The sequence below is a fragment of the Pseudobutyrivibrio sp. MD2005 genome (assembly GCF_000621865.1).
Taxonomy (GTDB): Bacteria; Bacillota; Clostridia; order Lachnospirales; family Lachnospiraceae; genus Pseudobutyrivibrio.
Window position 1 is genome coordinate 213,702 of sequence record NZ_KK211359.1, and the last position, 18,392, is coordinate 232,093.

The following is an 18,392-nucleotide window of genomic DNA, read 5'->3' on the forward strand; positions in this document are numbered from 1 at the left end:
TTACCAGACGCCTTTGACGCGTTTTAAGTGTCTTAAGATTTATTATTTTGAAAGAGAGTAAATTTATGGCAAAAAAGGTTACTTATGATGCAAGTAGCATATCGGTTCTAGAAGGATTGGAGGCTGTTAGAAAGCGTCCTGGAATGTATATTGGTTCTACTTCTAGAAAAGGTTTGAATCATCTGATATACGAAATCGTTGATAACTCAGTTGATGAGCATCTTGCTGGAGAGTGTGACACAATTTATGTAACACTTGAAAAAGATGGAAGCTGTACTGTAGAGGATAACGGTCGAGGTATCCCTGTTGGTATGCATGCAAAAGGCGTTCCAGCAGCAAGACTTGTATTTTCTACACTTCACGCAGGTGGAAAGTTTGACGACAGCGTTTACAAAACATCTGGTGGTCTTCATGGTGTTGGTTCTTCAGTTGTTAATGCTTTGAGTGAATACATGACTGTAGATATTTCACGTGAGGGATACGTTCATCACGATCGCTACGAGAGAGGTGTGCCTACTGAAAAGCTTGTGGATGGCATGCTTCCAAAAATCGCTAAAACTACAAAACATGGTACTAAAATCAATTTCTTACCAGATGCCGAGATTTTCGAGAAGACTTATTTCAAGGAGGATGATATAAAGAGTCGTCTTCATGAGACTGCTTATCTTAATCCAGGTCTTACAATCAATTATGCTGATTTGCGCGGCGAGGAGCCAGAATATGAGACGTTCCATGAGCCTGAGGGTATAAAGGGATTTGTTAAAGAAATCAACAAGACAGCAGAAGCTCTTCATGACGTTATTTACTTTAAGGGCGCAGCAGAAGGCATCGAGCTTGAGGTTGCCTTCCAGTATTGCAATGAATTTAAAGAAAACATTCTTGGATTCTGTAACAATATTTACAACTCTGAGGGTGGTACACATATCACTGGATTTAAGACTGTACTTACTACAGTTATCAATAACTATGCAAGAGAGCTTGGAATTCTTAAGGATAAGGATGCCAATTTTACAGGCGCTGATGTAAGAAACGGTATCACAGCTATCGTTTCTATCAAGCATCCTGATCCTCGTTTCGAAGGACAGACAAAGACTAAGCTTGATAATCCAGATGCATCAAAGGCTACTCAGAAGGTTTGTCAGGATGAGTTCGTTCTCTATTTCGACAGAAATTTAGAGACTCTTAAAGCTATTATTTCCTGTGCGGAAAAGAGTGCCAAGATTCGTAAATCAGAAGAGAAAGCGAAGACAAATCTTCTTACAAAGCAAAAGTTCTCTTTTGATCAAAATGGTAAGCTTGCAAACTGTGAATCACGTGATGCTGAAAAGTGCGAAATTTTTATCGTCGAGGGAGATTCCGCTGGTGGTTCAGCAAAGAAGGCTCGAAACAGAATGTATCAGGCTATTATGCCTATCAGAGGTAAGATTCTTAACGTTGAAAAGGCTTCAATGGACAAGGTTCTTGCTAATGCAGAAATTAAAACACTTATCAATGCATTTGGTTGTGGTTTTTCCGAAGGATATGGTAATGATTTTGATATTTCAAAGCTCCGCTATGACAAAATCGTAATCATGGCCGATGCCGATGTGGATGGTGCTCATATCAGCACACTTCTTTTGACATTTTTCTATAGATTTATGCCAGAGCTTATTAGAGAAGGACACGTTTATATTGCTATGCCTCCTCTTTACAAGGCTATTCCTTCAAAGGGAGAGGAAGAATATCTTTACGATGATGTTGCTCTTGAAAAGTACCGCAAGAAGATGAATGGAAAGACATTTACACTTCAGCGATACAAAGGTCTTGGCGAAATGGATGCAGAGCAGTTATGGGAGACAACACTTGATCCTGAAAGACGTAAGCTTAAGCTTGTAGAAATCGAGGATGCCCTTATGGCATCTGAAGTTACAGAGCTTCTTATGGGTAGCGATGTTGCACCACGTAAAGAATTTATTTACAAGCATGCAAAGGAGGCTGAAATAGATGCCTAGTGAAATTATAAGAACTGAATATTCTGAGATAATGCAGAAATCCTTCATAGATTACTCTATGTCAGTTATCCTTGCACGTGCAGTACCTGATGTTAGAGATGGTCTTAAGCCTGTACAGCGTCGTACACTTTACGACATGTACGAGTTGAAGGTTGATTATAACAAGCCATACAAAAAGAGTGCCCGTATAGTTGGTGATACAATGGGTAAATATCACCCTCATGGCGACAGCTCCATCTATGAAGCCCTAGTTGTTATGAGTCAGGACTTCAAAAAGAGTCTTCCTCTTGTTGATGGTCATGGTAACTTTGGTTCCATTGAAGGAGACGGTGCCGCTGCAATGCGTTACACTGAGGCACGTCTTGCCAAGGTTGCTCAGGAGGTTTACCTTGGTGATCTTGATAAAAATGTTGTAGATTTTGTACCAAACTATGATGAGACAGAAAAAGAGCCGGAGGTTCTACCTGTTCGTGTTCCAAATATCCTTATAAATGGATCTGACGGTATCGCTGTAGGTATGGTTACATCTATTCCTCAACACAATCTAGGAGAGGTTGTTGAGGGCGTTATTGCCTACATGAAAAATCCTGATATCAGCACAAAAGAAATGATGCAAATCATTCCTGGACCTGATTTTCCTACAGGTGGAATTGTTACAAACAAGGATGATTTGCTTGAAATTTACTCAACAGGTGTTGGTAAAATCAAGATTCGTGGTAAAGCTGAAATCGAAAAGGTTAAGGGCGGCAAGGAGCAGATTGTCATTACAGAAATCCCTTATCCTATGATTGGTGCAAATATTGGAAAATTCTTAAATGATATTTTCAATCTTGTAGAGACAAAGAAGACAAACGATATCGCAGATATCTCAAACCAGTCTAAAGGTGAGCAGATGCGAATTGTTGTTGAGCTTAGAAAAGGTGCAGACGCGCAAAATGTCCTTAATCTTCTTTACAAGAAGACACGTCTTGAGGACACTTTTGGTGTCAACATGCTTGCAGTTGCAGATGGCAAGCCGGAAACACTTGGCATTGTTCCAATTATCAAACATCATGTTAATTTCCAGTACGAGCTTTGTACTAGAAAATACACTCATCTTTTAGGCAAGGAGCAGGAGAAAAAGGAAATCCAGGAAGGTTTGATAAAGGCTTGTGATGTTATCGATCTTATCATCGAAATTCTTCGTGGTTCAAAGGATGTTAAGCAGGCTAAGGCTTGTCTTGTTGATGGAATCACAGCTGGTATCAATTTCAAGTCAGCTCAGTCTAAGCGTGATGCGGAACAGCTTCGTTTTACAGAGCGTCAGGCTCAGGCTATTTTAGATATGCGTTTACATCGTCTCATTGGCTTAGAAATTGAAGCTCTTCGTAAGGATTACGATGAGACAATGGACAAAATCGCTCGTTACACCAAAATCCTTTCAAGCCGAGGCGAAATGGCAAAGGTTATTATCAAGGATTTACAGGCTGTAAAAAAGGAATATGCAAGAGAGCGCCGTACAGTAATTGATAATGTTGAGGAGGCTGTAGTAGAAGAAAAGCCTATTGAAGTTATTGATGTTGCCGTACTAATAGATAGATTTGCTTATGCCCGTGTTGTAGACATGCCTACTTACGAGCGTAACAAAGATGCAGCTGAAGCAGAATCCAAGAAGATTGTTTTATGTAAGAACACCGATAAAATCTGCCTGTTTACAGGAAGTGGTGAGATGCATGCAATCAAGGTGCTTAGCTTACCATTTGGTAAATTTAGAGATAAAGGTCAGCCAATCGATACTGCAGAACGTGGTTCTAAGCTTGACCTTACAAAAGAGAATTTGATTTTTGCTGATTCTATGGAAAATATCATCAAAAAGAAGCTTCTCTTTGGTACAAAGACTGCCATGATTAAGGTTGTTGATGGTAGCGAATTTGATGTTACAAGAAAGGCAATTGCTGCTACAAAGCTTGCCGATGATGATAAAGTGATATGTGTAAAGGTTCTTGAACCTTCAAGCACAGTTGTTATGCAATCTGCAAAGGATATGTTCCTCAGAATCGAAGGTGACACTATTCCTGAAAAGAAAAAGACTGCAGTAGGTGTTAGAGGAATGAAGCTTGGTAAAGGTGATGAGCTTACAGACATCTACGTCCTTTCCGAAGGTGAAAATATAGACGTTAAGATTAAAGATAAGACAGTATCCATCGGTAGACTTCATGTGGCATCTCGTGATACAAAGGGCGTTAAGAAATGATAAAGAATGTATATTTTGATTTAGATGGTACACTGGTTGATTCTGCACCAGGTATAATCGATTGTCTTAAGATTGCAATGGAAAAGTATGGTTATGATATTCCAGATTATGCCACACTTCGTAAATGCGTTGGACCTCCCTTTACCTATTCTTTTCCTAATATTTTGCATATCAAGGATGAACATTTTCATGATATGGTGGCCACCTATCGTGAATACTATGATGCAAAAGATGGTATGTATAATGCAAAGGTGTATGCAGGCATAGAAGGTCTTTTATCTGATCTTGTAAAGAGAGGATATTGTTTATTTGTCTGCACATCTAAGCCTGAACCTACAGCTAAAAAGCTTTTGAAGAAGCTTGGAATCGATCACTATTTTACAGAAATCTGCGGAGCTACATTCGACGCCAAAATTGATACAAAAGATCAGGTGATTGACCTATGCTTTAGCAGAGCTCCTTGGCACAAAAAAGAGGAGACTGTTCTGGTTGGAGACACAAAGTTTGATGCTGCAGGCGCTGTTAAGATGGGAATCGATTGCATCGGAATAACATGGGGCTTTGGCTCACGATGGGATTTAGAGGATGCAGGAGCAGCTGTAATACTAGACTATCCAGGCGAGGTACTTGATTATATTGAAGCAAATTAAGATAAATAGAATACTACAAATTTTATATCCGTTTATAGTTTATTTCTTTGTATATCAGTTTGGAGTTGCCTTTTTAATTGGCATGATAGGACAAAAAGTAGGCAAGCTTACCTGTCTTTTAATTGCAGGTCTTGTTTGCTTGGTTCCTATGTATCTGATTTACAGGACAATTCCCAAATTGATTCCAGAGAAAATAACTGAGAAAAAACAGATTTATAGCTATGTGCTATGGGTTATTTGTGTTGTGGCCCTTGGATTATTACTTAATGTCATTTTAACTCACAGTGGGTTGATTGATATATCGAAAGGCTTTTCTAGGGCAGAGAGTACTCTAACAGATGGCAGCCTTGTAATAAAGCTGTTATGTAATTGTTTGGTGATTCCAATTCTAGAAGAATTGCTTCTCAGAGGAATTGTTACCGGGCAGCTTTATCTATGGTACGGTTCGATTATATCAGTATTATTTTCATCAATTTGTTTTGGTATTCTACACAATAATATAGTACAATTCATATATGCAGTTGTTGTTGGCATAGCGCTGGGGCTTATGTACATCAAAACAAAGCGTTTGTCGTTGTGTATTGTGGCGCACTGCTTAATTAATTTCATTGTCATTATTTTTAGTTGATCTTACAGGAGGGACTTATGGCACATACAAATGAAGTAATTAAAGAATCAAAGGCAGGTCTAGCTGCTCATATTATAGGAGCGTTGGCATTCCTTGCTGTTGGCATTTGCCTCTTGGTATTAGATGCATCTTTCATCGAAAAATTAGTTTATTCTTTTTCAGTTTTAGGAATAGGGATTCTTTTTATTATCTTCGGTGTATACTACATGATTAAATATTTCTTTAATCATGAGTTTGTAAGAGTTTCAAATTATGGATTTACCATGGGTGTTATTCTCATGATTATCGGTTCTGTTATTATTTTCAAGGCAGACCATATCTCATCATTTATTGATGCACTTGTTTGCTTGATTGGCTTTATATTTGGTGCAATTATGCTTCAGCAGTCATTTGCACTATTTCATATGCAGAGATTTACATGGTTTATAAGTCTTGTACTTGGCGCTGCAACAATAGCAAGTAGCGTATATCTTCTTATGGAAAATGCTAAGTTTTTCACAGGTGAGTTCATTAGTGCAGTATATCTTGTTGCAGTTGGTGGCGTTTCACTTTTTTCTTTAATTCTTATGGCACTTGGACTTAATGGACATAAGAAGGACTCTAACAAAATTTACAAACGCAACGTTGAGGATTCTCCACTTGGCTCCCAGGTAGATGATTCTATCTTTGAAGAAGAAAACGATGGTCCTTATGTTGAAAAGGTAACAATCGAGCCAGATGAAGGTAGCGACGCTCTTTTTGAGGAATAATTAAAGTGGCAAACATTATTGATTATTTACAATGGCGTGGGGATGTCCCATTTGATATTGATCCGTTTAATGAGGTGGATGCATTAGTTCTTTGTGAGCTGGTGTATGCACCTTTTGATGGTTTAGTGCCAGGTCCTGGCCTAAAAGAAAAGATTACAATTGAAGAATTGTGCGATAAGTTTTTCGCAAAATATACCAGGGAGGAGCTTGTAGCTAAAAATACTTTTACCAAGTTCGCTCCTTTTCTGATTCCTGAATTAATTAATTCCAAGCGTTTTGGTGGAACCAAATTATGTGGCTTTGTAAATGAGCTTGACCATGAAAATGTAAGTCAGTTTTCGGCTTGCACATTTTATTTGAATGATGGCACGATTTTTGTGGCATTTAGAGGTACCGATGACAATCTGGTAGGTTGGAAAGAAGATTACAACATGTGCTATTCAGAAGGTACAGGCGGTCAGATTAAAGCGGTGCAATATTTAAATAAGAATTTTGCAAGAACTATGAAAGATATCAGGATAGGAGGTCATTCAAAGGGCGGTAATTTTGCGGTTTTTGGAAGTGCTTTTTGTAAGCTACATATTAAGGATAGCATTATAGATGTATACAATTTTGATGGTCCGGGATGTATTTCTGATATTCTTAAAAAGCCAGATTATAAAATGATTATTGGAAGGGTTCATAAATTTGTCCCTAACGAATCAATCATTGGAATGCTTATGTATACTAATGCTAAGACACTTGTTGTATCTACCAATGCAAAAGGCATCTTACAGCACGATCCAATGACGTGGAATGTGACCAGAAATCGCTTTAACTTGGAGCCAGATGTATGTGAATCTTCTAAGGTGATTGATGCCACACTTAAGAAATGGTCACAAGAGGTGGATTATCAATCTAGAGCAATGTTTGGTGATATTTTCTTTTCATGCCTTGCTTCTAACGGAGCTACTAAGCTTTCACATGTTACATCCAACAAGGCAAAATCACTTGCTTCAATCACTAAAGAGCTTCAAGCATTGGATAGCGAACATCAAGCTGTAGTGATGGATGTACTTGGCACTTTAGTTGCCATAGGAGGCGATACTATCAAGAATTCTCTGCTTTCTAAGGTGTCCAAAAGTGTAACAGTAAGAAAAAGAGAGAAAAAATGAGATATTAAGAGCTATTAATAGGATTCATCAGGAAATAGAGCGAGTTTTTTGCTTGCAACTATTCTGATAGAATCCTATTATACTTTTTGTAGTTAGCACTCGGATTAAATGAGTGCTAACAAATAAATTCGATTATCAATTTAGGAGGTAATATAAAATGAAATTAGTTCCATTAACAGATCGTGTTGTTTTAAAACAGTGCGAGGCAGAAGAGACAACAAAGTCAGGAATTATTCTTGCATCAGCAGCTCAGGAGAAGCCACAGGAGGCTATCGTAATCGCTGTTGGTCCAGGCGGGGTTGTAGACGGTAAGGAAATCACAATGCAGGTTAAAGAAGGCCAGAAGGTTATCTATTCAAAATATGCTGGTACAGATGTTAAGCTTGAGGGCGAAGAGTACATCATCGTTCGTCAGAATGATATTCTTGCAGTAGTAGAATAATTTTATTGGGAAAGAGGTAGATTAAAATGGCAAAAGAGATTAAGTACGGCGCTGAAGCTAGACAGGCTTTAGAAGCAGGCGTAGATAAGTTAGCAAACACAGTTAGAGTTACAATCGGACCTAAGGGACGTAATGTAGTTCTTGCAAAGTCATACGGTGCACCACTTATCACTAATGATGGTGTAACAATCGCAAAGGATATTGAGCTTGATGACGCATTCGAAAACATGGGTGCTCAACTCGTAAAGGAAGTTGCTACTAAGACAAACGATGTAGCAGGTGATGGTACAACAACAGCTACAGTTCTTGCACAAGCAATGGTTAAGGAAGGTATGAAGAACCTTGCTGCAGGTGCTAACCCAATCGTTCTTAGAAAGGGTATGAAGAAGGCTGTAGATTGCGCTACAGAAGCAATCGTTGGTATGTCAAAGGCTGTAGACGGCAAGGAGCAGATTGCTCGTGTTGCTGCTATTTCAGCTGGTGATGATGAAGTAGGTCAGATGGTAGCTGACGCTATGGAAAAGGTTTCTAACGATGGTGTTATCACAATCGAAGAATCAAAGACAATGCAGACAGAGCTTGACCTTGTAGAAGGTATGCAGTTCGACAGAGGTTACATTTCAGCTTACATGTGCACAGATATGGACAAGATGGAAGCAAACCTTGATGATCCATACATCCTTATCACAGACAAGAAGATTTCTAACATCCAGGAACTTCTTCCAGTACTTGAGCAGATTGTTCAGTCTGGCGCTAGACTTCTTATCATTGCTGAGGATATCGAAGGCGAGGCTCTTACAACACTTATCCTTAACAAGCTTCGTGGTACATTCAATGTAGTTGCTGTTAAGGCTCCAGGCTATGGCGACAGACGTAAGGAAATGCTTCAGGATATCGCAATCCTTACAGGTGGTCAGGTAATCTCTGAGGAAGTAGGTCTTGAGCTTAAGGATACTACACTTGAGCAGCTTGGACGTGCTAAGTCAGTTAAGGTAAACAAAGAAAACACTGTTATCGTTGATGGATGTGGCGACAAGGCTGAAATCGAGTCACGTGTTGCACAGATTCGTGCACAAATTGACGAGACAACATCAGAGTTCGACAAGGAAAAGCTTCAGGAAAGACTTGCTAAGCTCGCTGGTGGTGTTGCAGTTATCCGTGTTGGTGCTGCTACAGAGACAGAAATGAAGGAAGCTAAGCTTCGTATGGAAGATGCTCTTAACGCTACACGTGCTGCTGTTGAGGAAGGTATCATCGCAGGTGGCGGTTCTGCATACATCCACGTTCAGAAGAAGGTTGCAGAGCTTGCTGATACACTTTCAGGCGACGAGAAGACAGGTGCTAACGTAATCGTTAAGGCTCTTGAAGCTCCATTATTCTACATCGCTGCAAACGCAGGTCTTGAAGGCTCAGTAATCATCAACAAGGTTCGCGAGTCTGATGACAAAGTAGGTTTCGACGCATACAACGAAGAATACGTTGAAATGGTTAAGTCTGGTATCGTAGATCCAGTTAAGGTTACACGTACAGCATTACAGAACGCTGCATCTGTTGCATCTACACTTCTTACAACAGAGTCAGTTGTTGCTGATATCAAAGACCCTGCTGCTGACGCCGCAGCTGCTGCAGCCGCTGGTGCAGGAATGGGTGGCATGTACTAAAATCTAATACACGCATTTTAAGCCTTCGACCACTTTGGCCGAAGGCTTTTTTATATGGCAGGCCACAGGCCACCGCCATTTTATCCCAAGGCCCTGCCTGCCTTTTATACTTGAGTTGCCCCGGCCCTTATATTCAGACATGTACCACAGTTGACTTGCAAACATTGCAAGAATATTTTGTTTTTCTAATGGGCAATTTAGACAAGCTTATTTTCATGTGTTTTTTGTAGGCCTGTACAGTTAGAAAAAATGTTTTTCTTTGGCGGACACAATTTATAAAGCTAATTGTACTTCTTAGACTAGAGGGGGCTTGGTTGATTTTGGAGCGCGCTTAGTAACATAAAAGCAGGTTTTGCAATATATAGGTATTCGCCGCCACGGACGGCGGCGAAAGTGCGTAAGCGACAGGACGTCGCATGGAGCACGGTACCTAGATATGCAAAACCTGCTTTGTCATGTTACTTAGCAAGCGTAATATGAAACCAAGCCCCCTTAGTCTAAGAAGTACACTAAAAAACTTTCGTGTCCGCCAATTTAAAAACATTTTTTCGAACAGTTCATTCCTCAAAAAACACATGAGCTATGTCTAAATTTGTCCCATTGAAAAACTAAAAATATTCGCAAAATTGTTTGCCAGCCAACTGTGGTACATGTCAATACAAGGGCCGGGGCTTTGTAACATGGGCGGGCAGGGCCTCAGAAGCTTCGGGGAGGCGGTGGCATGTGGCCTGGGTGGAGAGGGAGCCTTCGGGGGAGTGGGCGAAGGATTTTGAAAACTTTTATTTTAGATTTTAGTTTAATTTAACGGCTGATTATGGTAGAATAATCGTCGGTGTTTAAATAATTAAGAGGTGATATATGAGCAAAGTTGCAATACTTACAGATAGTAATAGTGGAATTACTCAGGCGCAGTCGAAGGAGCTCGGAATTTTCGTAGTTCCTATGCCTTTTTATATTGATGGTGAGCTTTACTACGAGGATATAGATTTAACTCAGGAGCAGTTTTTTGAAAAGCTGACACAGGGCGGAGAGATTACAACTTCGATGCCTATTACTGGTAATCTTATGGATTTGTGGGAGAGCATACTTAAGGACTATGACGAATTAGTTTATATTCCTATGTCTTCTGGATTATCTTCATCTTGTGCTACTGCAAAGATGCTTTCAGAGGATTACAATGGTAGAGTTGTAGTTGTTGATAATCAGCGTATTTCTGTTACACAGAAGCTTTCAGCTATGGAAGCTAAGAAGCTTGCAGATATGGGCAAGAGCGCTCAGGAAATTTGCGATGCATTAATGGAGATTAAGGATAAGTCTACAATCTACATTACAGTAGATACTTTGGAATACCTTAAGAAGGGTGGCAGACTTACTCCAGCGGTTGCTGCAATCGGTTCTCTTCTTAAGATTAAGCCAGTTCTTTCAATTTATGGAGAAAAGCTTGATAAGTTTGCTACAGCCCGCACTGTTAAGCAGGCTAAGCAGATTATGATAGATGCGCTGAAGAAGGATATGAAAAATGTCATTAAGACTGATAATCTTGATGATGTTATCATTTCTATAGCACATACACAAAATCAGGAAGCAGCGGAAAAGTTTAGAGAAGAACTTTTACAGGAATTCCCAGGTAAAGAAATCTGGATTGATCCGTTATCACTTTCAGTTTCATGTCATATTGGACCAGGCGCTTTGGCTTGTACAGTGACAAAGAAATTGATTGATATAAATTAAATATAGTTTTAGGAGGATTGTTATGGTTAAAGCAGTTGTAGGCGCTAATTGGGGCGACGAAGGTAAGGGCAAAATCACTGACATGATGGCAGCAGATGCGGACATTATTGTACGTTTTCAGGGTGGAGCTAATGCAGGACATACCATAGTAAACAACTATGGCAAATTTGCATTACACACATTACCTTCAGGCGTTTTTTATAATCATACTACAAGTATTATTGGAAATGGTGTAGCTCTTAATATCCCAGTTCTTATCAAGGAGATTAAATCTATCGAGGAGAAAGGGGTGCCAGCACCACATATTCTTGTATCTGATAGAGCGCAGATTGTTATGCCATATCATATCCTTTTCGATCAATATGAGGAGGAACGCCTTGGTAAAGCTTCATTCGGCTCTACAAAAAGTGGCATTGCTCCTTTTTATTCTGATAAGTATGCTAAGATTGGTTATCAGGTTCAGGAGTTATTTGACGAAGATTTGTTAAAAGAAAAGGTTCTTCGCACATGCGATCAGAAGAATGTTCTTTTAGAGCATTTGTATCATAAGCCTCTTCTTACTCCAGAGGAGTTACTTAACACACTTCACGAATATCGTGATATGATTGCTCCTTATGTATGTGATACTTCTGCATACTTATGGAATGCAATCAAAGAAAACAAGACAATCCTTTTAGAAGGCCAGCTTGGTACTCTTAAAGATCCAGATCACGGAATTTATCCTATGGTTACATCATCGTCTACACTTGCTCCTTATGGATGTATCGGTGCTGGTATTCCAGCTCAGGAGCTTAAGCAGGTTGTTACTGTATGTAAGGCTTATTCGTCAGCTGTAGGTGCTGGAGCATTCGTTTCAGAAATCTTTGGCGATGAAGCAGATGAGCTTAGACGTCGCGGTGGCGATGGTGGTGAGTTCGGTGCTACAACAGGTCGCCCTCGTCGTATGGGTTGGTTTGACTGCGTTGCATCTAAATACGGTTGCAGAATGCAGGGTACAACAGATGTAGCATTTACTGTAGTTGATGTACTTGGATATCTTGATGAGATTCCAGTTTGTGTTGGCTATGAAATTGATGGTGAGGTCACAACAGATTTCCCTGTTACATCTAAGCTTGAGAAGGCTAAGCCAGTACTTAAAACACTTCCTGGTTGGAAGACAGATATTCGTGGTATCAAGAAATACGAAGATCTTCCTGAAAACTGCCGCAATTATATCGAATTCATTGAGAAGGAAATTGGATTCCCTATCACAATGGTTTCAAATGGTCCTGGAAGAGACGACATTATCTATAGATAATCAAAATAAAATGCTTTACAATATTTTTATATTGTAAAGCATTTTTTATTCTAAATTTTGGGGGTGGGAAGCTATGAAAAATCTTTTACAAAATAAAGTTATTCTTATTATTTCTGGGCTGGTGATAGTTTTACTAATTGGCCTTCTTGTTTTCTCTATTTTTCCAAAGAATAAATCTATAGATAATAATAGTGACGCAGTTGTTGAGGAATCTAAAGAGGATGCTCACGCTAAGGCTCTTGACGAAGAAAGTGAAATTGAAGATGAGGGCGAATGCGTCTTTTTGATAGATAAAGATGATGTCAGCAAGTTTTCTCTTACAGATGCAAATGGTATTTTGCTGGATTTTGAAAAGGATGGGGATGAATGGATTTGTATTGGAAACGAAGAGTTGGATTTAGATGAAGAAAGAGTAGATAAGATTTTAAATTATATTTGCGATATCAGATTTATAGAAATGACTACATGTGAGGATGGAGCTGAATATGGCCTGACTCCAGATTCTAAAATTTTTATCGTAGAAGATGCTGGCGGAAGTGATGTAATAGTCAGCCTGGGAAACGTTGAAGATGATGGAAGTATTTATTTTGCATTGAATTATGACTTTACAAAGGTCTTTAAAAACAGCGGAAAACTTAAGAATGTATGCGAGTATGCAATTCAAGAATTACTATAGACATACTTAAAAATTCTTGAAAATATTGTGAAACATTTTTGATATTTAGGTTATTAATTGACAGATAATATATAATTAAAAATAATTCAGATAAATCGGAACTATTTTTGGAGGCGCTAATGAATAAACGCAAGAGATTATGTGCTTTGTTTTTAGTATTCTCATTTATATTATTCCTAATTATTAATTCACCTGTTTATGCTGATGAGAATTCATATGTTCACGCAAGACCTTCGACTAATGGTCAATTACATGTCGAAGGAACTCAGCTTGTAGATAAAAATGGACGTCCTGTTCAACTTAAGGGCGTTAGTACTCATGGCCTCACATGGTTTCCTGATATCATTGATTCGAATATTTTCAATCAGCTATCTAATGAGTGGGATTGTAATCTCATTAGACTGCCTATGTATTCTGTTATCTATTGTGAAAATCCCGAAGAAAGTCTCGAATTAATGAAAAAGGGCGTAGAATATGCAATCGCCTCTGATATGTACGTAATCGTTGACTGGCATGTTCTTGAAGATAAAGATCCTAATATCCATAAGGATGAGGCAATAGCGTTTTTTGATGCCTTTACAAAAGAATATGCAGATGTTCCAAATATCATTTACGAAATATGTAATGAGCCTAACGGTCAGACCTTCTGGAATGATATTTATGAATATGCAAATGAAGTGATTCCTGTTATCAGAAACAATAGTCAGGATTCTGTGATTCTGGTAGGTACACCATATTTTGATGCTTATCTTGAGGCCTCAATTAGAAAGCCACTTGAATTTGATGACCTGATGTATGTACTACATTTTTACGCAGGAACTCATTATGATGATATTCAAGCTGAAGTGACAGAGGCAATGGAGCGAGGACTTCCTGTTTTCGTTTCAGAGTGCGGTATTACTCTTGCTTCAGGTGATGAAGGATATGATTTTGACAATGCAGTATCTTGGTTTAACATGCTTGATGATTACGGCATAAGTTATGCGGTATGGAGCTTGTCTAATAAAAATGAGCTTTCGGCCATGCTTAAGCCTGAATATAAACCAGGGGAACCTATAACTGACAAAGATTTGACACCGTGTGGCTTATGGGTACGAGATTTAGTAAAGGGGATAGCCCCAGCAGATATAAAGGTGCCAGAGATTTCTAACAAAAAATCCCTTATGCCGCTGTGGCTTAAAGAATCTTTAAATGATAGAGATATTGTCATTTTCCATAGATGGCCGATTATCGCACTAAAGGTATTTGTAACATTAATAGTTCTTTTAATGCTTGTTTTCTTGATTAGAAAAATTACAACTAAGAAGGGAACCAATTACGGAAGTCTATACGAAAACGCAATTAAAGAGACATTTAAAGAAAAACTTATTGATAAGCTAAGATTTACTGTATTAGTCTTAACTGTATTTTTCGCTTTAATGTACTTGTACTGGCGCATAGTGTACTCAATTCCATTTAAAGCAGGTTGGGTTGCAGTATTCTTTAACATTTTACTTTTATGCGTCGAGGTTTTTGGATTCTTTGAATCTATTTCGCTGTATTTGAACTTAATGGCAAAGAAAGATTTTCCTTTGCCTGAAATTGAAGAGGATGAATATCCTGACGTAGATATATTTATTGCAACTTACAATGAACTGAACGATTTGCTTCGAAGAACAATTAATGGATGCAAACACCTTCAGTATCCTGATAAGAGCAAAATTCATATATGGGTTTGCGATGATAACAGGCGTAGTCAGGTGCGAGCTTTGGCAGAATCAATGGGCGTAGGATATTTTGACAGGCCTGATAACGAAGGAGCGAAAGCTGGAAATCTTAACCATGCAATGGGACTTACAACTTCACCGTATGTTGTAACCCTTGATGCGGATATGATTGTTAAGAGTGATTTCTTGATGAAGACAATTCCGTATTTTATCGATGCGAAAAAGAAAGGTCTTTCCCTAGGTTTTGTTCAGACACCGCAATGCTTCTATGAACCGGATGTTTTCCAGCATGCTTTGTATTCCGAAAAGAATGCGCCAAATGAGCAGGATTTCTTCTATAGAACAATTGAGGTAGCGAAAACCTCAACGAACAGTGTAATTTACGGTGGTTCAAATACTGTGATTGCAAGACAGGCTATAGAAGATATTGGCGGATTTTATACTGAATCTATCACCGAAGATTTTGCAACCGGTGTATTGATTGAATCGAGCGGATATGTAAGTCTTGCCATTCCAGAGCCATTGGCAAGTGGTAAAACACCTGATATATTCAGGGATCATATTACTCAGCGTATTCGTTGGGGCCGAGGTGTAATCAGCACAGCAAAGCAGCTTCATCTGTTCACTCGCAAGGGACTAAGCTTTGCGCAGAAGTTTAGCTATTGGAGCTCGGTAGTTTATTGGTATTCATCCATTAAAAGCTTGATTTATTTTATATCACCGCTTTTATTTGCGATATTTGCCATACCGGTGTTTATATGTACATGGGTTGACTTACTGTTATTCTGGTTCCCTATGTATGTGATGCAGGATATATGCTTAAGATTCTACAGTCGCAACACAGTTTCACTGAAATGGAGCGGCATTTATGAAACATGTGTAATGCCTCATTTAATTATTCCGGTAATTAAAGAGCTGTTTGGTATTACAACCAAGAAGTTTGAGGTTACAGACAAAGCAAAGAAGACTGTAGTAAGACAACCGGATATTAGGGGCATGTCTCCATATTTGATTATGCTGGGACTCTCTATTATTGGAATTGCAAGAATCTGCACCTGTGTAGATGGGCTTCAGTCTTTAGGTCTGGTTGTTTTAGTATTCTGGATTGTCAGAAATATGTATTATCTTATCATGGCGCTGTTCCTTGTTGATGGCAGAGAAAGTGATACTGAAAATGTAAGAGTTGCGGATGCAGAATTCGTGGTTCTTAAAAGGAGCGATGGCTCTGAATTTGAAGGTATAACTACATACATGACAGAGCACAGTATCAATATTTATATTGATGATAAGACGGATATTAAGATTGGCGACAGAATTCAAATTCAAATCGAAACACATTCAGCGAAGGTTGATATGGATGGCGTTATTATAGCGGTTATCCCGTCAAAACGAAGGAATGTGGTTGTATATAGTATGGAAATTCTTGATTATAGAGATTCCGAATACGAATACTTCCAGGTTTTGTATGATAGAGTTCCGACATTGCCACAATCACTAACTAAAGATTTTGGTATGTTTACACATCTATTTAGAAATATTGCCCACAGAATCCTAAGATAGATAATTATTAAAATCTGGTAATAATCAGACAATACAAATAAAATGTATGTGAATTCTGTGAATAGAAGGCAAATAGTATTGCAAATGGTATTTTGCAATTATATAATCAAATTGTTAAACAACGCATAAAATGAAAGGCAGGGGGTCATATGAGTTTACGCGAATTTAAGGCTAAAGAGGTTATTTTTAAAGAAGGCGAACATGGGGAAAGTTTATTTGTTATTTCAGAAGGTACAGTAGAAATTTATGTCAGATATGGGGAACCTGACCAGCAGAAGATTAAAACTCTTTCTAAGAACCAGATCTTCGGAGAAATGGCTGTAATTGAGTATTACCCTCGTAGCGCAACTGCAGTAGCAGCAAGTGATGTTAAGCTAATCGAGGTTAAGTGTGGCGAGATAAGCGACTTTTTCAAATCTAATCCTGATAAAATCATCCAGATTATGCAGCAATTAAGTTTGAGAATTCGTGAGCTTACAGATGACTACAATGTTGTTGTAGATCTTGTTGATCAACTTAAAGAAGCAGCTGGAGAAGGTAAGAAAAAGAATGCTTCATTAGTTGAAAAAATTAAGAAATTCGTGCTTTACGGAAACAAGCAGCCTGAAGTTAAGAGTGTTGAGTCAATCCGCAAAATCGGTGAGGTTAGCCACTCTGACGGATATACATTAAAGGTTGAGTCATTCCCTAAGGGTACAGTAATCTTTAAGGAAGGTGAACCTGGAAAGTGCATGTACGATATTCACTCTGGACAGATTGGAATCTATAAGCACTATGGAACCCCAGAAGAGATTCTTTTAACAAAGCTTTCAGAAAATCAATTCTTTGGTGAGATGGCAATGCTTGATGATGATAAACGTAGCGCAACAGCAGTTGTTGTTTCAAATGAAGCTACAATTGAAAGCATCTCAAGCGGCGATTTACAGGAGCTTTTTGAGAACAATCCATTAAAGGTAGAAATGATTATAGCTCATATGTCATCACGCCTTAGAAGACTTACTAACGAATACATTAAGTCTTGCGAGCTATTTAATGAATTCTACAATACAGATATTTGGGATGAATATTTAGCTAAAAAGGCAGCAGATTTTTCGGTTAGATATTATGAGTAATATAAGTGTTGATAAAAATAACAATCAAGCTCTATTGCAAATTCAACCTTTTTATGAAAATAGACATGAATTTGCTGAAATTGCAAAAGCTGAGGGGCTAGCCTATGAGGTTATAGAATTATCAATGCCGCCCGCTCTCAATGAGAGCGGGCTTTTTGCTAGAGCCTTAGAATGGTATAAGGCCAGCCAAAGGGTGGAATCTTATCATGGTGTTTTTGTTGATATAAATCCAGCCAGTGGAGATAATAATATCAGCACAATTTCAAGAAAACTGATGAAAGCAAGCTGTGATACGGCTGTAGAATTAGGGGCTAAAAATATTGTATTTCACGGTAGTTGCTTCCCGTTTTTAAGGGGAGGTTATCTTGATAATTGGGCTAAAGTTTTTGGAGATTTTTGCCTAGAGCTTGTAGATGATTATGATTTAAATATATTTATTGAAAACAGTTTTGACATTGACACAATGCCTTTAAAGAAACTAATGACTAATGTTGGCTCAGATAGGATTTGTGTTTGTCTTGATTACGGTCATGCCAATTTTAGTAGAGATCCAATGGAAAAATGGTTCGATGACTTAGGCGAACATATTGGATATCTGCATATTTCTGATAATGACGGTTTGTTTGATGACCATCTGCCTCTTTTATCAGGAACTGTAAACTGGAATTTGGCTAGTGATTTATGGAAAAAGCTAAATAAGAAAGTGCCAATTACCTTAGAAATCAAAACTGTTGAAGAAATAAAAAAGGCTATTGATTATTTTAAGAAAAATCAGTTGTTTGGGTTGTAGATAGTTGAGGGG

At 38.5% G+C, this 18,392-nt stretch carries 14 protein-coding genes; all 14 read left to right on the forward strand.

Annotated elements, in window-relative coordinates; genetic code table 11:
- Window positions 1–65: 65 nt before the first annotated feature.
- The 14 genes from T498_RS0112310 to T498_RS0112380 all read left to right on the forward strand — a co-directional run bounded on the left by T498_RS0112310 (window position 66) and on the right by T498_RS0112380 (window position 18,380).
- Window positions 66–1,991, forward strand: a complete 1,926-nt coding sequence (locus T498_RS0112310) for a DNA gyrase/topoisomerase IV subunit B (RefSeq protein ID WP_028236178.1) — start codon at window positions 66–68, stop codon at window positions 1,989–1,991.
- Entirely contained in the window at window positions 1,984–4,224 is a 2,241-nt protein-coding gene (locus T498_RS0112315; RefSeq protein ID WP_028236179.1) for a DNA gyrase/topoisomerase IV subunit A, read from the forward strand. Before T498_RS0112310 ends, T498_RS0112315 begins: the two co-directional genes overlap by 8 nt.
- Window positions 4,221–4,874, forward strand: a complete 654-nt coding sequence (locus tag T498_RS15770; protein ID WP_051524770.1) for an HAD hydrolase-like protein — start codon at window positions 4,221–4,223, stop codon at window positions 4,872–4,874. Before T498_RS0112315 ends, T498_RS15770 begins: the two co-directional genes overlap by 4 nt.
- Window positions 4,861–5,502, forward strand: a complete 642-nt coding sequence (locus T498_RS0112325) for a CPBP family intramembrane glutamic endopeptidase (protein WP_155951069.1) — start codon at window positions 4,861–4,863, stop codon at window positions 5,500–5,502. Before T498_RS15770 ends, T498_RS0112325 begins: the two co-directional genes overlap by 14 nt.
- 17 nt (window positions 5,503–5,519) lie before the next feature.
- Window positions 5,520–6,251 (forward strand): DUF308 domain-containing protein, encoded by a 732-nt coding sequence (locus tag T498_RS0112330; protein WP_028236181.1) that lies wholly within the window; start codon window positions 5,520–5,522, stop codon window positions 6,249–6,251.
- A gap of 5 nt (window positions 6,252–6,256) precedes the next feature.
- The gene (locus T498_RS15775; RefSeq protein WP_051524772.1) at window positions 6,257–7,405 is read left to right on the forward strand and encodes an Mbeg1-like protein; all 1,149 of its coding nucleotides are present in this window, start codon (window positions 6,257–6,259) and stop codon (window positions 7,403–7,405) included.
- 157 nt (window positions 7,406–7,562) lie between these two features.
- Complete coding sequence (locus T498_RS0112340; protein WP_028236182.1) at window positions 7,563–7,847, forward strand: co-chaperone GroES; 285 nt, start codon at window positions 7,563–7,565, stop codon at window positions 7,845–7,847.
- Between the two features lie 26 nt (window positions 7,848–7,873).
- A complete protein-coding gene (groL, locus tag T498_RS0112345) occupies window positions 7,874–9,508 on the forward strand; it encodes a chaperonin GroEL (protein WP_028236183.1) in 1,635 nt (544 codons plus the stop codon).
- A gap of 858 nt (window positions 9,509–10,366) precedes the next feature.
- Window positions 10,367–11,239 carry a DegV family protein gene (locus T498_RS0112355; protein ID WP_028236184.1) on the forward strand — a complete coding sequence of 291 codons (873 nt, stop codon included), beginning with the start codon at window positions 10,367–10,369 and terminating at the stop codon, window positions 11,237–11,239.
- 22 nt (window positions 11,240–11,261) lie between these two features.
- The gene (locus T498_RS0112360; protein WP_028236185.1) at window positions 11,262–12,536 is read left to right on the forward strand and encodes an adenylosuccinate synthase; all 1,275 of its coding nucleotides are present in this window, start codon (window positions 11,262–11,264) and stop codon (window positions 12,534–12,536) included.
- 73 nt (window positions 12,537–12,609) lie between these two features.
- Window positions 12,610–13,212 (forward strand): hypothetical protein, encoded by a 603-nt coding sequence (locus T498_RS0112365; RefSeq protein WP_028236186.1) that lies wholly within the window; start codon window positions 12,610–12,612, stop codon window positions 13,210–13,212.
- Between the two features lie 119 nt (window positions 13,213–13,331).
- Window positions 13,332–16,478, forward strand: a complete 3,147-nt coding sequence (locus T498_RS0112370; RefSeq protein ID WP_028236187.1) for a cellulase family glycosylhydrolase — start codon at window positions 13,332–13,334, stop codon at window positions 16,476–16,478.
- Between the two features lie 149 nt (window positions 16,479–16,627).
- Window positions 16,628–17,590 carry a cyclic nucleotide-binding domain-containing protein gene (locus T498_RS0112375; RefSeq protein WP_028236188.1) on the forward strand — a complete coding sequence of 321 codons (963 nt, stop codon included), beginning with the start codon at window positions 16,628–16,630 and terminating at the stop codon, window positions 17,588–17,590.
- Window positions 17,583–18,380 (forward strand): sugar phosphate isomerase/epimerase family protein, encoded by a 798-nt coding sequence (locus tag T498_RS0112380; RefSeq protein WP_028236189.1) that lies wholly within the window; start codon window positions 17,583–17,585, stop codon window positions 18,378–18,380. The genes T498_RS0112375 and T498_RS0112380 overlap by 8 nt, the downstream gene beginning before the upstream one ends.
- The last annotated feature ends 12 nt before the right edge of the window (window positions 18,381–18,392 follow it).

Excerpts from the sequence above, each read along its gene's own strand:
- T498_RS15770 (WP_051524770.1), top strand. The coding sequence starts at position 4,221 with ATGATAAAGAATGTATATTTTGATTTAGATGGTACACTGGTTGATTCT.
- T498_RS0112315 (WP_028236179.1), top strand. The coding sequence starts at position 1,984 with ATGCCTAGTGAAATTATAAGAACTGAATATTCTGAGATAATGCAGAAA.
- T498_RS0112360 (WP_028236185.1), top strand. The coding sequence starts at position 11,262 with ATGGTTAAAGCAGTTGTAGGCGCTAATTGGGGCGACGAAGGTAAGGGC.
- T498_RS0112310 (WP_028236178.1), top strand. The coding sequence starts at position 66 with ATGGCAAAAAAGGTTACTTATGATGCAAGTAGCATATCGGTTCTAGAA.
- T498_RS0112380 (WP_028236189.1), top strand. The coding sequence starts at position 17,583 with ATGAGTAATATAAGTGTTGATAAAAATAACAATCAAGCTCTATTGCAA.
- T498_RS0112370 (WP_028236187.1), top strand. The coding sequence starts at position 13,332 with ATGAATAAACGCAAGAGATTATGTGCTTTGTTTTTAGTATTCTCATTT.
- T498_RS0112330 (WP_028236181.1), top strand. The coding sequence starts at position 5,520 with ATGGCACATACAAATGAAGTAATTAAAGAATCAAAGGCAGGTCTAGCT.
- T498_RS0112355 (WP_028236184.1), top strand. The coding sequence starts at position 10,367 with ATGAGCAAAGTTGCAATACTTACAGATAGTAATAGTGGAATTACTCAG.
- T498_RS0112340 (WP_028236182.1), top strand. The coding sequence starts at position 7,563 with ATGAAATTAGTTCCATTAACAGATCGTGTTGTTTTAAAACAGTGCGAG.
- T498_RS0112375 (WP_028236188.1), top strand. The coding sequence starts at position 16,628 with ATGAGTTTACGCGAATTTAAGGCTAAAGAGGTTATTTTTAAAGAAGGC.
- groL (WP_028236183.1), top strand. The coding sequence starts at position 7,874 with ATGGCAAAAGAGATTAAGTACGGCGCTGAAGCTAGACAGGCTTTAGAA.
- T498_RS0112365 (WP_028236186.1), top strand. The coding sequence starts at position 12,610 with ATGAAAAATCTTTTACAAAATAAAGTTATTCTTATTATTTCTGGGCTG.